The 15,009-nt window shown below is 47.5% G+C and carries 8 protein-coding genes; 3 read left to right on the top strand and 5 right to left on the bottom strand.

Translation table 11 applies throughout. The annotated features are described in order from the left end of the window. Nucleotides 1–115: 115 nt before the first annotated feature. The gene (locus WBA89_RS02680) at nucleotides 116–1,012 is read right to left on the bottom strand and encodes a pantothenate kinase (protein WP_424403833.1); all 897 of its coding nucleotides are present in this window, start codon (nucleotides 1,010–1,012) and stop codon (nucleotides 116–118) included. Between the two features lie 266 nt (nucleotides 1,013–1,278). On the opposite strand from WBA89_RS02680, the gene WBA89_RS02675 reads away from it, so the two are divergent. From WBA89_RS02675 to WBA89_RS02665, 3 genes are all read left to right on the top strand, one after another. Next, nucleotides 1,279–3,429 carry a GAF domain-containing sensor histidine kinase gene (locus WBA89_RS02675; RefSeq protein ID WP_424403831.1) on the top strand — a complete coding sequence of 717 codons (2,151 nt, stop codon included), beginning with the start codon at nucleotides 1,279–1,281 and terminating at the stop codon, nucleotides 3,427–3,429. Between the two features lie 496 nt (nucleotides 3,430–3,925). Next, the gene (locus WBA89_RS02670; protein WP_424403829.1) at nucleotides 3,926–5,653 is read left to right on the top strand and encodes a diflavin flavoprotein; all 1,728 of its coding nucleotides are present in this window, start codon (nucleotides 3,926–3,928) and stop codon (nucleotides 5,651–5,653) included. 287 nt (nucleotides 5,654–5,940) lie between these two features. Then, nucleotides 5,941–7,686, top strand: coding sequence for a diflavin flavoprotein (locus WBA89_RS02665; RefSeq protein WP_424403827.1), 1,746 nt, complete (start codon nucleotides 5,941–5,943; stop codon nucleotides 7,684–7,686). Nucleotides 7,687–7,783: 97 nt separating this feature from the next. Here the strand turns inward: WBA89_RS02665 and pgsA are convergent, their stop codons facing one another. The 4 genes from pgsA to WBA89_RS02645 form a co-directional block, all read right to left on the bottom strand. Next, on the bottom strand, nucleotides 7,784–8,302 hold the full coding sequence (gene pgsA / locus WBA89_RS02660; protein WP_424403835.1) for a CDP-diacylglycerol--glycerol-3-phosphate 3-phosphatidyltransferase: 519 nt from the start codon (nucleotides 8,300–8,302) through the stop codon (nucleotides 7,784–7,786). 399 nt (nucleotides 8,303–8,701) lie between these two features. Further along, nucleotides 8,702–9,412, bottom strand: a complete 711-nt coding sequence (locus tag WBA89_RS02655; protein WP_424403825.1) for a sugar transferase — start codon at nucleotides 9,410–9,412, stop codon at nucleotides 8,702–8,704. A 513-nt stretch (nucleotides 9,413–9,925) separates the two neighbouring features. Then, nucleotides 9,926–14,257, bottom strand: coding sequence for a hypothetical protein (locus WBA89_RS02650; protein ID WP_424403823.1), 4,332 nt, complete (start codon nucleotides 14,255–14,257; stop codon nucleotides 9,926–9,928). 62 nt (nucleotides 14,258–14,319) lie between these two features. Beyond that, a partial coding sequence (locus tag WBA89_RS02645) for an RNA-guided endonuclease InsQ/TnpB family protein (protein ID WP_424403821.1) occupies nucleotides 14,320–15,009 on the bottom strand: 690 nt, incomplete at its 5' end.

Genomic DNA, 15,009 nt, shown 5'->3' with positions numbered 1-15,009 from the left:
AAAGGAGGCAGAGCCTCCGGATCTGCATTACCAGGCAGAGCCTGGTAACGAGCTAATAACAAATAACAAATAACAAATAACAAATAACAAATAACAAATAACAAATAACAAATAACTAATAACTAATTCCCCAAAAAATCGCTTCTGGCGCGTCAATTACTGACGAGGCTGTATCGGGAAAGGCTGCGGTGAGATATTGCAATAGCAAAGTTCGATCGCCCCCGGTGATTGCAATTTTGCTATTGGGAAACAAATTCAGCCAATCTTCAATAAAATCTCTAACTCCTGCCACCGCCGCATACACAACTCCGCTGTGAATTGCCCCAGCAGTATCTTTTGCCCAGCGGTGCGGCAGATTGTCTGGCAAGCTAACTGAGGGCAATGCTGCGGCTTGTTTTCCGAGAGACGACAATTGCAAACCCAAACCGGGCAAAATAGCGCCCCCAATCAAACACCTATTGACATCTGCCCCAGTAAATGTTAAAGCTGTACCAGCGTCTATAAGTAAAACTGGCCAACCCAATTGGTTGCCAGCGCCCAGCAAAGCCAAAGCTCTGTCAATTCCCAGGGTTGGATAGAGTCCGCCGATCGGCAATTCGTCTAAACTAATAATTCGGACATCGGGATAACTCTGCCAGATTGCTGTTTGCTGGGGAACTACTGATGCCAAAATTAGAGGTAGCGACACGAAAGAAAGTGTGTGAGAATTAGATACAGCGGGAGTATCAGAAAGACAAGGGAGATTTAGATCGGATATGTGCTCGATCGACCTTATGACTGTTTGCACCAAATATTCGGCTTTTTCTGCCTCGCACAGCCGGGAAACAGCATCAGCTTCGAGATGCTCTGTATCCCATGTTTTCTCTAGGGTTTTGCCCGCCAACAATCCCCAGTGCAGCCGCGAATTGCCGATCGCCAAAGCTATTTTAACCCGGCCTTTACCTGTGAATTGAGGTGTCAGGTTGCTGCTACCAAGTGGCGGGGGAAAATTATCGGCAATTGAGTTTTCCATGTTTATCGAGCGCGAGCGCCAACACTGAACTAAAGATAGATTTTAGATTAATTTTCTTCGCTTAACCTAGCAATTAACTCTAATTAACATCTGACGAATTTCCAGGGGCCCGCTCACTCAGTATTTTCCGCTACAACAAAAGACATAACTTGTATTTATAAATATTTGTAAAGCAAATAATTGCTATGCTGGAGGTGCATCCTTTATAATCTCTTAATATGTTCCAACAGTCGTAGTGTCGATCGGGCTGTTGGCAGGCCAAGCAAATGTCTAAAAATCCAGGCTCGCTCAAAATACAGTACAACGGCAGAGTAAATATGTCTCTAAAAATACAACAACCTGAAAACCCTTGGTCGAGATTCACTTCGCAGTTGCCGGAAGCTGAAAATTGGAGGCCGGAACAAAGTCTTTCGCAGCCGGAAATAGACGAACAAAAAGCCCTAATTGTGCAGATGCAGCAGCAAGTTCAGCTATCAAACCTGCTGAACCAAATTAATAACGAAATTCGCAGCACGCTTGACATAGAAGAAATTTTGACATCTGCCTGCCGGTTGCTGGGGCAAGCGCTACAATCCAGCCGCGCGAGTATTTTAGTCAAAGAATCGAGTACAGGAAAAATTTTAGTCACGCGCGGAGAGTACAACGCGGGGGATTATCCGATCCAACTGGGCATGAAAGTACCGCTTGCTGACAACCCGCACTTGGAAAAAGTTATGTCTTTGCAGGAGTCGCTAGCAGTGACGAAGTTTCTCGATTTTCCGGGGTTGAACCCACAAACCAGAAAAATTGCCGAGGCTTTGGAGATTAAGTCCATGCTGTCAGTAGCTACTCGCTATCAAGGTGAAGTCAATGGCATAATAGGCTTGCACCAGTGCGATCGCGAACGGGAATGGACCCATTGGGAAAGACAACTTGTAGAAGGGGTAGCTTCTCAATTGGCGATCGCGATCAATCAAGCCAAACTCTACAGAAAAACCCGCCGCCAAGCCGAACGAGAATCGCTGCTGCGGCTGATCGGCAACCAAATTCGCAGTACCTTGGATCTGGAAACTATCCTGCAAACAGCGGTGAGGGAAGTGCGCCAACTGTTGCAGTGCGATCGAGTAATTATCTACCAGTTTCAAGATAACTGGCAGGGAAAAGTTGTCGTTGAAGATATGATGGTTCCTTGGCCTTCAATTTTAGGAGAGATGGGGGCAGATAAGTGTTTCAGGGGAGATTATGCCGATCTTTACCAGCAAGGGCGAGTCAAAGCAATTAATAATATTTTTAATTCCGGTTTAGAGCCTTGTCACGTTGATTTTTTAGACAGTTTGCAGGTAAAAGCTAATCTGATCGTACCGATTATTACATCCAGAAACGAAGAAAATTCAATGTCTGCCGATGGAAGTTGTAATTTCAAATTTCCCGGTAGACTTTGGGGTTTGCTGATTGCTCACGAGTGCCGGGATACCCGCAACTGGCAGCGGCAAGAAATGGAGTTGCTGTCGCAGCTAGCCGATCAAATGGCGATCGCGATTCAGCAAGCAGAACTTTACAGCAAAGTCCGAGAAGCTGCCGTCAAATCTCAAGCTCAAACCCAGCAGTTGCAATCAACGCTCGAAGAATTGCGATCGGCGCAGCAGCAATTGATTCAAACCGAAAAAATGTCGGGTTTGGGGCAAATGGTGGCGGGTATTGCTCACGAAATTAACAATGCCAACAATTTTATCCACGCCAATTTGTTTCACGCTCAAGAATATTTTAAAGTGTTAAACGAAGCTCTTGAATTCTGCGGAAAAGCCTGCCCGGAAGCCGCGGAAGCACTTGTCAAAATCAATGAAGAACTAGAACTAGATTATGTTCGAGAAGACTTTGGTAAAATGCTCAATTCCATGCGGGAAGGCAGCGGCAGGATTCGTTCCATCGTGACGACGCTGCGAAGTTTTTCTCGATTAGACGAGGCGGAATTTAAAGCGGTGGATTTGCACGAAGGTTTGGACAGCAGTTTATTGATGCTGCAAAACAAGCTAAAAACAAAGATCAAAATCGAGAAAGAATACGGAAGTTTGCCGCCAGTTAACTGTCATGCCGGTCAAATCAACCAAGTATTTTATAATTTGATTGACAATGCTTTAGATGCGATCGACTCTGCAAACAAATCGGGGGAGATAACAATCCGCAGTTGGCAAAGCGAGCCGGACTGGGTAACAATCTCTGTCCGCGATACCGGAAATGGCATTCCTGCGGAAATTCAAGACAAGATTTTTGACCCGTTTTTTACTACTAAACCTGTGGGGAAAGGTACTGGTTTGGGACTTTCTGTTTGCTATCAAGTAATTGTGCAAGCTCACGGCGGCAGAATTAGGTGCGTTAGTGAGGTTGGCGGAGGAACTGAGTTTATTGTCGAGTTGCCTGTGACAAATCAGAAGGAATAAGCCTCGAAGCAAGACTAAATCCGGGTTAAAACCGCTTTTCTAAGACTTGGCGGTTGAAACCGCTACTGTACAAACTTTCGTGCGCCGGCGCGGGTTCAAGATATTAATATCGTTTCCGGCTGCATTGTCAGGTGATAAATTAGAGGGCAATTCATAAATGATTTTTACAAGTCGCCACCTATCTCGGCGCAATTTTGAGTTATTCGATTCACAGTCAACAGTCAACAGTCAACAGTCAACAGTCAACAGTCAACAGTCAACAGTCAACAGTCAACATCATGAGGAGTGCAACCGGACTCAACGACACACTGTAAAATAGAATTTTTGTCAAGACCTAATTGGCAGATTTTCTAGAAGTAGGTCGATCGCCCGCGGCACGAATTAAATAGCTTACAAGTTACTTAACACCCTCATAAGAAATTTTATGAAGATTTACAAAAGAAACGTGTCAGAATGGAAACAATAAGGTAAAGGATAACAGACAAGGAGGCACAATATGGTAGCCCTGACTGAACGAGTCCAACGCAAATTGACGGTGGAAAAAGTCGAAATTGCCTCTGACACAACGGCAATTAGATGCCTGGACTGGGATAGAGACCGCTTTGACATCGAATTCGGGCTCAAAAACGGTACAACTTACAACTCATTCATCATTCGCGGCGAAAAAACCGCCCTCGTCGATACCTCGCACGAGAAGTTTCGCCAGCAATACATGGAAACTCTGACGGGGGAAATTGACCCGAAAGAGATTGATTATCTAATTATCAGCCACACCGAACCAGACCACAGCGGTTTAGTGAAAGATGTGCTGGCTTTGGCACCCCAAGCAATTGTCGTGGGGGCGAAAGTAGCAATTCAATTTTTAGAAAATCTTGTACACCAGCCTTTTGAGCGACTTGTAGTCAAAAATGGCGACAAATTAGATTTAGGTAACGGCCACGTTATCGAATTTGTATCGGCGCCGAACCTGCACTGGCCGGATACAATTTTCAGCTACGACAGCAAAACTAAAGTGATATTCACCTGCGATGCTTTCGGGATGCACTACTGTTCCGACAGCACCTACGATGACGATTTGGCAGCGGTTGAGGAAGATTACCACTTTTATTATGAGTGTTTGATGGCTCCCAATGCTCGATCGGTACTCAGCGCCATGAAGCGGATGGCAGAATTGGGAGAAATCGGTACGGTGGCAACAGGTCACGGGCCGCTGCTCAGGTACAATGTAGCTGAACTTACCGGACGTTACAAAAAGTGGAGCCAAGCCCAAGCTAAGGCAGAAACCACGGTAGCGGTATTTTACACTTCTGATTACGGATTTAGCGATCGCCTCGGCCAAGCGATCGCCCACGGGATTACCAAAACCGATGTCGCCGTGGAAATGACGGATTTGAGAATCGCCGACTTGCAAGAAGTCCGCGAACTTGTCGGTAGTGCTGCTGGTATCGTGATTTGTTCGCCGCCGAGTAACGGGGCTGCTGCAGAAAATGCCGAAGCTGCTATCAACACAATTTTAGTGGCGGCTAACAACAAACAATCCTTCGGTTTGTGCGAATCCGGCGGCGGCGATGACGCATCGGTTTATCCGCTAAGAAACAAGTTCAAAGAGTTGGGTTTGAAAGAAATATTTCCCAACATTTTGATCAAAGAAGCGCCGACGGAAGCGATTTATCAACTGTGCGACGAAGCCGGCACCGACTTGGGACAGTGGCTGTCGCGGGACAAGGCTGTCAAACAGATGAAATCTCTCGACAGCGACTTGGATAAAGCTTTGGGACGGATCAGCGGCGGACTGTACATCATTACCGCTCAAAAAGGCGCAGTTAGCAGTGCGATGCTGGCTTCTTGGGTGACGCAAGCGAGTTTTAAACCGCTGGGTTTAACTATCGCAGTTGCGAAGGATCGGGCGATCGAATCGATGATGCACGCAGGAAATAAATTTGTGCTCAACGTGCTCGAAGAAGGCAACTATCAAAGCCTGATGAGGCACTTTTTGAAGCGTTTTGCTCCTGGTGCCGATCGATTTGCCGGAGTGAAAACTCAACCTGCAAGCAACGGTTCTCCGATTTTGACAGACGCTTTGGCGTACATGGAATGCGAAGTAGTCAGCCGGATGGAACTTTCGGATCACCATATCGTATATGCGACTGTAGATAGCGGCCGCGTATCCAATCCCGAGGCACTGCCCGCCGTTCACCACCGCAAAGTCGGAAATCACTATTAGGAAATCAGTTGACAGTTGGTAGGGGCGGTGCCCAGAGTGCCCGCCCTCTTAGTTGACAGTTGTCAGAAGAAAGAAGGAGATTTAACGAGTTATCAACCTCTTTATATCTCTTTTTATTCTCCTCTCTTATCTTCTGATATCGTTGTATTCCCTTCTCTTTCTCAGCGCGCTCTGTGTCCTCTGTGGTTAATAAAAAAATCTAGTTTTTCGCAGCGAATAAATTAAAATTGCCATGTAGAAACAGCCAGTATCTAGTGAATCAAAATTAATAGAAATAGGTGCAATAAATGACTAACACTCTAACTTCCACGCTTGCATCCAATGTTAAACCCCGCGACGTACAATTTATCCAAATTGCAGCAGATACCGTTGCAGTGCGATCGCGCACTTGGGATAGACTCAAATTTGAAGTAGAATATTCCCTGCAAAAGGGGACGACAGCAAACAGCTACATCATTCAAGCCGAAAAAAATGCTTTGTTTGACCCGCCGGGAGAATCTTTCACCCAAAATTTTCTGGATTCTTTGCAGCAACGGGTGGACTTAACAAAGCTAGATTATGTGATTTTAGGGCATTTCAACGCTAACAGAGCCGTCACAATTAAAGCTTTGTTAGAATTGGCTCCGCAAGTAGCTTTTGTTTGTACGAATCCAGCGGCGATTGGTTTGCGAGGCGCTTTTCCCGAACAAGAATTAAACATTATGATTGTGCGGGGAGAAGAAACTCTCGATTTAGGAAAAGGTCACAAATTAAAATTCATCGCGACTCCGACTCCCCGCTGGCCTGACGAACTTTGCACCTACGATCCCCAAACTAAAATTGTGTTCGCTGACAAATTTTTTGGGGCTCACGTTTGCGGCGACCAAGTATTCGATGAAGGCTGGAGCGTTTACAGCGAAGACCGCCGCTATTATTACGATTCCCTGCACGCATCTCAGGCCAAACAAGTGCTGACGGCAATGGATAAATTAGTCGATTTACCAACAGCATTTTATGCTCCAGGCCACGGCCCGATCGTCCGTTACGGCCTCCACGAACTGAGCAATTTGTATCGGGAATGGAGCCAGCAACAAAATTCAAAAGACTTGACAGTTGCTCTGCTTTATGCTTCGGCTTACGGAAATACGGCTACTTTGGCGCAGGCGATCGCCAAAGGAATTACCAAAGCAGGTGTGGCTGTAGACACTATCAACTGCGAGTTTGTGGAACCGGGAGAAATTCAAGAGGCGATCGAGAAATGCGCCGGATTTATCATCGGCACTCCGACGCTAGCAGGACACGCGCCGACGCAAATTCAGACTGCTTTGGGAATTGTACTCTCTACCGCCACTAAGAGCAAATTAGCGGGGGTTTTCGGTTCTTTTGGCTGGAGTGGAGAGGCGATCGACTTAGTGGAAAGCAAGCTGAAAGATGCCGGCTACCGCATTGGATTTGAGCCGATTCGAGCGAAATTCAAGCCGACGGCGGCGACGATTTACGAGTGCAAAGAGGCGGGTACAGATTTTGCTCAAGCTTTGATCAAGTCGCAAAAATTGCGGGCACCGAAACCGCAGTTGGTGGCTGGGAGCGATCGCACGGAACAAGCGGTGGGAAGATTGGTAGGTTCGCTGTGCGTAGTTTCGGCGAAGCGCGGGGATCTTACCAGTGCGATGCTGGCTTCCTGGGTGTCGCAAGCAACGTTTAATCCTCCGGGTTTGACGATTGCTGTGGCTAAAGATCGATCGATCGAAGCTTTGATGTACGCCGGAGACAAATTTGTGCTCAACATCTTAGCAGAAGGGCGACAGTTGCGGAAGTATTTCATGAAAAACTTTGCTCCCGGAGAAGACAGATTTGCCGGAGTCGAAACAATGGAAGCTAGCAACGGCTGTCCGGTTTTAACTCAGGCTCTAGCTTATCTCGAATGCGAAGTAATAAGTCGGATGGAATGCGGCGATCACTGGGTAGTTTATGCAGCAGTTGAAAACGGTTATTTGCTGAAAAATGACGGTGTAACAGCGGTGCACTACCGGAAATCTGGGAGTCATTATTAAGCGGCGATTAGGACACGGCACCGCGCCGTGTCCCTACAAATAGATCGAAGTTTTCACCTCGGTTAATCCGCGTCAATCAGCAGTTACAAAAACCGATTTACTTGGTCTCAACCGCCGATTGTGGCCACAGATAAATAGCGCCAGAAATCAAAGTTAAAGCTACAGAAACCCAAAACGCAACTAATGTCGGAACGTTCCACGCCTCAGATAGAGGAGCAATTAAAAGTGCGATCGCCACAATCTGACTCACAGTCTTCAACTTGCCCCAAATATTAGCTCCAGAAATCGTAGTTTTATTAACACGCCACCCAGCAATTGTCAACTCCCGCCCCAAAATTAAAAACACTGCCCAAGCCGGCACTTTACCCAACTCAACCAACACTAAAAGCGGCGCTAACACCAACAATTTATCCACCAAAGGGTCGAGAAACTTTCCCAAATCGGTAATTTGATTCAGCTTCCTAGCCAAATAGCCGTCCAGCCAATCAGTAGCCGCAGCTACCACAAAAATCGCGGTGCAAATCCAGCGGCTTTGAGCGCTTGGATCGTACAAACCGTAGAGCAGAAAAGGTACTCCCAGCAAGCGGGAAAAAGTAATCAAATTAGGCAAATTCATCATAGAAGTCATGGGCCAAACAGGGCATTGGGCATTGGGCATATCGTGTCCAGTTGCTCGTTACCAGGCTCTGCCTGGTAATGCAGATCCGGAGGCTCTGCCTCCTTTGAGGAAGGCAACTTACAGGAGAGAAGACTTTAGGAGGTGTTTAAGTTATTAAGTTTTCGATCCTAAAGTCCGCAATCCGGGAGCGAACCGTTTTTGCGATCGCAATCGACCAGAAATGATGTCATCAGTCATCAGTCAAGGGAAACGAACAAAAATTAAGGGCAATCTTTTTACAAAAGATTGCCCTTAATTTAACATTTTTTTGTAGCTGTTTAACTTTTAGCAAAACAGCTTTTAGTTTAATATTCATCCCAGCTCACCACAAACTAACAACCCAAAACTGCAGGTAAATTAACACGCACCGTTTTTATTCAGGACAACCCAAATTGTTTTGCAAAGCAGACTGATGTCGTAGAAAACAGACCACTTGCCCTGATAGTCGATATCCATCTGCACAATATCGTCAAAGTCTTTAACTGCAGACCTTCCGTTGACTTGCCACTCCCCAGTCAGGCCTGGTTTGACATCTAAACGCTGCCAGTGAAAATCGTTGTAGCGAGCAACCTCATCGGGAGTGGGCGGCCGAGTTCCCACCAAGCTCATATCGCCGAGTAAGACGTTCCAGAATTGAGGCAACTCGTCCAAACTCGTGCTCCGCAAAAAGCGGCCGACGCGGGTAATGCGCGGGTCATTTTCATTCTTAAAAATGTGGCCGGTGGCTTGATTGGCAACTAAATGTTTGAGCTTTTCTGCACCGACAACCATCGATCGAAATTTCCACATTCTAAAATGCCGCCCTTTGAAGCTGCACCGGACTTGACTGTACAGCAGCGGGCCCGGATTGTCCAACAGCATCGCCACTGCCACCGGCACCGCCACCGCTGCAGCAATCGCCAGTCCCAGCAGCGAACCCAAAATATCGATCGACCGCTTGACCTTGCTCGTTACGGAACAGTGAACCTGCTGTTTTGATACACAAACTTCGTACGTAAGTTTCGGAAGAAATAAGGACTGTATTTCGGATAATACTGATGATTTAGAAGCACCCATCGCAATTTTCATTCGATTTCTCTCAAATTTCACGATATCTCACGTTCATTTTATGAGGCTCGCCAAGTCTGGAGAAGGTCAACTTCTGTGCTTTGCACAATCTTTAAAAAGCGGCTGCACTTTTATAAAGTTTGCGTGTATTTCCTGTGAAAATGTATGATTTTTTTGTAAAGTTAAGTAAATTTACATACAAAAGTTATTCTTTGCCGCCAAAAAAGAATGCCGCTGCGGGCTCGCGAGCTTTGGCTAAATCAAATTTTATAGCTATTTTTGCTATTCAAGTCTGCCAAAAAACCTGGTTTTTTGGCGTTTAGCGATAATTTGACTTATGCTCTTAGGATTTATATCGTTTCCGGTTGTATCGGAATGATTTAACCACAGAGAACACAGAGAACACAGAGAGATCCCAGAGAAATGAATACAGGACGATGAAGAGAGGAATTGATATTACGCATCAAGACCGAGAAACCGGGTTTTTTCACGAAAATGCGCGGGTTGTAGCCCGCCCCTGTAAAAAACTAAGGCTTAAAAATTGGGATAACTATCGGTGGGAACATCCCAAGCAATTGTTAGCGGCTCCAATAACTTTTGCTGGCTCGCGAGGGCGAGGGTACGCAAGTATTCGCTAACAACCCTAGCGTGCTCGACATTCAAGCGATAACCCAGCGTGACATCTTCAAAGAAAAGCGGCTCGGACAAAATTGCTTGCCAATCTGGATTTTGCCTCGAATCCTCGGCTAGCAGCATGAAATCTTCCTCCTCCGGCAAAAGTCCCGCCGGCAATTTTCCTTCCAAAATCTCCCGAATCCGGGGCTCGCAGGTGCGGGTATTCACGCCCTGACGTTCCAACAACTGCAAAATTTCCTCAAGGCTCTGAGTTTTGGCACCCAAAACCTGCATTAATTCCCACAGCAGAAAAAAGTCGCTGTACTGGTGCTGCGACACATCCAAAATTTGAGGATAAAGAGCCAAACTCGCCAACCCGCAGGCAACTAAACCAATTTCTGAGATATTTGTGCTTTGAGATACAGAATCTATGGCAGAATTGTGAATTTCTGAAATATCTCGATCGCCCTCGAACTCCTGAAGTTGAACGACGATCGCATTCGGCAACTTCTGCCGCAACCAGCGGGCGATCGCAGGCCAAGCACCCATACCTCCGGCACAAATCGCCTGATCGATCCCCGCCGGCGACATTCCCGCGCGGCTCAACAAAGCATTTAATTCGCGGTTCAACTGCTGCACAAAAGGCACTAAAACCAAACTTTCCAAATCTCTACGCTGCACATCCCAATGCTGCTGGCCGATATTCAAAACAAAACTTTCTTGATGTTGCAAAATAACTTTCAAATGCCTTGCCGCCTCTAACAATTGCAGGCCAAAATCAGAACCTTGCAACCGCTGCTGCAATTGATAGCGACTCGGTAAATCGGGATGCCCCGGACGAGGCAAATCGACCGACATTCCCCAAGTTTCATTTTTAGCCAACAACTGACAGATAATATCCTGATCGAAAGCATCGCCAGCAGCCTCAAAACTTTGGCAAGTAAAATCAGCACGAGTTAAATCCTGAAGATTGGACGGGAGATCGACTAAAGCTAATTCCACCGTCGCCGCCCCGGCATTTAGAATCAAAGTTCCGCCGCAAAAAGCCGAAGCATTCACACTTCTAGGTGCAGGTTCTGCGAGCTCGCCCCTAACAGAATCGGGCGCTGGCGACTGTACCAAAGCGGGATTTTTCGCAGGAGTTACAGCAGCAACCAAAGTGGCGATCGCATCTGGCACTACAAAAATTTGCGAAGCCGAAGCCACCAAATCCGCCCCCAAAACAGCCTCCCGCAGGTTAAACCGATAAGCATCCGACCAGCCCGCCGGAGTCCCCAGAATTACACCCTGCAAATCTAACAGGGCCGCATCGAGAGTTTCGGCCCTCAGTCCCGAAGCTTTACAGATTAAATTAGAAACTGGCAACAGATCAAAATTCGCCTCCGGCATTGCAGCATCCAAAACTTCTCCCCCGCCGCCAAATTTTTGCCCCTGCTGACTCGGATTCAAAGTAGCCAGCAGCGCCCGCACACCTTGCAGCGGTAGGGCGATCGACACAGCCCGATCCGGAGACAACTGCAACAGCGGTTCGTACAGCCCAGCATTTGCCCGCTGATAAGGAATGCTGACTTTTAAAGGCAATTTCAAATTTTGCAGCAAAAATTCTCCTGCAGGCAAAGCCAACTGCCGGCATCCCACCGACTTGACTGTAACCTGCGGGCTTGTACCGCTTGGGGCTGTTTCCTCGATCGCCGCAACCGAGGGAATCCGAAAGCTCGCGCTCGCTGCGGCATCCTGAACCTGCGATGCTTCCCAGTAAATCGGGTACAACTGACTGCTGGCGCGATCGAGCAAAGCCGCCGACAGTCCGCTGGAACCGAAATCAATGCCCAAATACCAGCGAGAATTTGGCCGAGTCCGGGATAAGGAGTCGATCGCACCTAAAACAGAATAAACTTGCGGCTCTTGCTGCGCGTTATCGCTGACTTCGGTTATTTCCTCAACAACTGCGGATTTACTCTCTGTGGGAATTAGGGTTTTTTTTTTGCTTTCTGGAGGACTCGATCGCACTCCGTCAGTTTCGGCAGTGTCCATCAAAGCTCGATCGGTCTCCGTCAAACTAGCCAAAATATCGTCTAGCGTCAATTTAGACTCATCTTCCTCAGCCAACAAATCATCCCCAAGTTCGTCTTCTAAAACAAACGGTTCATCCTCAGACGAGAGTTCCAAAACATCGGAGAACAAATCCTCCAGGCTGCCGAGTTCTTCCTCTGCCACCTCAGCAAAGGGATTTTCTGCACCGCCCTCGGAATTCGCCGCCCAATCCAAGCTGTTAACCGCACTTGAATTCGATCGCCCTCGGGCAGTATTTTCCAGTCCCTCCAGATTGTAGAGGTCTGTCTCCAACAGTTCCAGAGTATTGTTATCCAAATTTAGAGCTCGGTCGAGGTCATTTTCTAATGCCTCTACCGGCAGCAAATCCTCGTCCGGCGAAGCTTGGATGTAGCCATCATCAAGCTGCAGCGAGGATCTGTCGAACTCGCCAGTGCGAACATCAGCGGCACTGGGTTGGTGCGGGCTAATTTCAGGAGGCGCGTTCAAAGTTGGCGGCGCAGGTACCGCAGCAGTGTCGAAATCCTCCTCTAGGTTTTGAGCCGTTTCTAGATTTTCTCGATCGTCCGAGTCAAGTTGCGGCGCGATCGAACTTAGGGCTGCTGGTTCTGAAACTTGAGGTACTGTTGGCGCGATCGAACTCGAAGCTGCCAGTTCTGAAATTTGAGACGCTTTTGCAACTTGCGGTTCAAATAAATTTTCACTATCTAAAGTTAGATCCTCGACCGAATTACCGATTACGAAATCTGAATTTTCCCCTACCAGGAAATCTTCCAGCGATTCGCCATCATCCAGCAAATTTGCCAACAAATCTTCTGTTGTATTTAGTGATTCGGCAGTTTCAAAATCTGCACCTTGAGATTCTACCGCTTCACTTCCAGCAGCGATTTCAGTATTTTCTATGGTGAAATTGTCGAATTCTAATTCTAGGTCTGCGACTTCTTTTCCCGCAAACAAACTCGCGTACAAATCCTCAACATCTTCGCCCGGTTCTGCTAAAATATCTTCCGATTCTGCGCCGGCCAACCGAGTTTCAGACTCTGGTGTTTCTGGTGCAGAACCGAACAAATTATCTTCCAAATCCGAGAACGAGAGAGGAGCTTCAATACGATCGCGGTCGTGCCTCAATTCTTTGAATTGCGGAGAAATTTCTGTGCCGGCGTAGGGAAATCGATCTTGTTCGGGGAGTTCGCCGCTGCGATTTTGACTGGGAGGCGCTGAGGGTTCTATCGCCTTATTTGAGAGGGCGGGAGCGGCACCAGAGCCGTCGGCGGCGGTTGGGGTTGCCGTTTCGAGATTTGCCAGGGCGATCCTCTGCGAGGGCTTCGCCAACGGCTGCTGCACGTAGGAAGACGCTTCTCGTCCCAACTGTGCCGCCAAGTGGTTGACAAAAGTCGCGAACACCGCCTCGCTCTGCTGGCTCAAACCGTACATATTTTCGAGTCCTTGTCCCAAAGAAGTTTGATAGCTTTGCAACTTTGCTTCCAAACCCTCGAACACGAGAGCCGCCGTAGAATCGAGGCTCATCAGCAGACTCTCAGCACGAGCTTGAAACTGTTCCATTTGCTCGAGTCTCTGAGCCGGTGTCAGCAGCGGCTGTTCTTCTGAATTTTGTGGTTTTAAAGCCGATTGCTCCGATTGTGCTGCACTAATTGACAACAACTGATTTTCCACGCTACCGAGAATTTGGGAGAAATCGCGATCCAAGGTTTCTGCCAAGCGGCCCGTCAGTACCTGCAAGAATTCAGAAATGATTTGCTGCTGGTTTGCTTGTTGCTGAGCTAGGGATTGTTGCTGCTGCCGTTTTGCTTCTAGCTGTTTGATTTCTTGAATTAGAGCTTGCTGCTGTTGTCGCAGGGCTTCTATGTCTTGTTGGAGCGGCCCGGTGAGGGTGGAACGCAGGTTGCTAATTTCTCCGGTGACAGCAAGCATAATTTGCTCTGCTGCGGAGGGAACCTGCGGCGGCATCGGCACTTTCGGAACAGGAACTGGTGCTGGGCGGACACTTGGGCTTCTGGGCCTGTCGCCGATGGGTAGCTTTGAGTCTGAGGAAACCAGATAAGCGCGAACTCGCTCTAAAAGTTGGCGCTGGTGGACAGTATCAAGAGAACCCGTCCAAGGCAAGCGGGGGGCGGGCTTGCTGAGTACCTCGTCAATCTCAGCAATTAGTGATTGAATTTTGTACTTCTGAGAATTCAAGGGCGAAACCTCTGGGAATGCGGCTTGGGAGAAACTTTATTAAAAAGAAAGTCAACTACCCATCACCAAGCGGAGTACCGCCGGAGGTGTGGGCTTGTATCTGGACTCCACCGCAATTCTGAGAATCTAGAAAGAATCTCAGCTTTAGTTTCACGGCCCGATACATTAGGGGATGCTGACAAGCTCCCCGTACTCGTCCAGTCTTGCCGGACAAGTAACGCTCTCATTGCAATATTTCGCGCACCAATCAAATCAGCGTGCAACTCATGTCCACAACATTCGCATCGAAACAATAGTCCTTTGTTTGGTCTATTAGCATCCGAAGTATGTCCGCATTTAGGACAACTTTTCGACGTATAATGAGCCGGAACTTTAGTTGCTAACGAACCATTTAGATTTGCTTTGTAGTCAATATACCCGTGCAATTCGGCATAAGACCATTTAGCTTTGTTTCGATTAGCTAGTCGTCTCTTCTTGCTTGCCTTTTTGCCCGATTTTGTTTTAGTCCTGTCCCGTATTCCGGTTAGATTTTCCAGTCCAATCAGGGTGTGAGGCTTTGCAATATCCTTACTGATTTGATGGTTCACATCAGCGATAAACCGTCTCTCTCTCCCAGACAGAGCGATTAGTCTTCGCTTCGCTGAACGAGTGTCTTTACGCTGAAGAGTTTGTCTAGCTTTGTGATAGCGGTTGGCTTTGTGTCTAGCGTTTTTTCCTGAGTAAAATTTAGACTTATTTTGCAAGTCTGTTTC

The organism is Microcoleus sp., from assembly GCF_049646505.1.
Taxonomy (GTDB): Bacteria; Cyanobacteriota; Cyanobacteriia; order Cyanobacteriales; family Microcoleaceae; genus Microcoleus.
The sequence above is the reverse complement of the archived record's forward strand: the minus strand, read 5'-3'. Positions and strand labels throughout refer to the sequence as shown.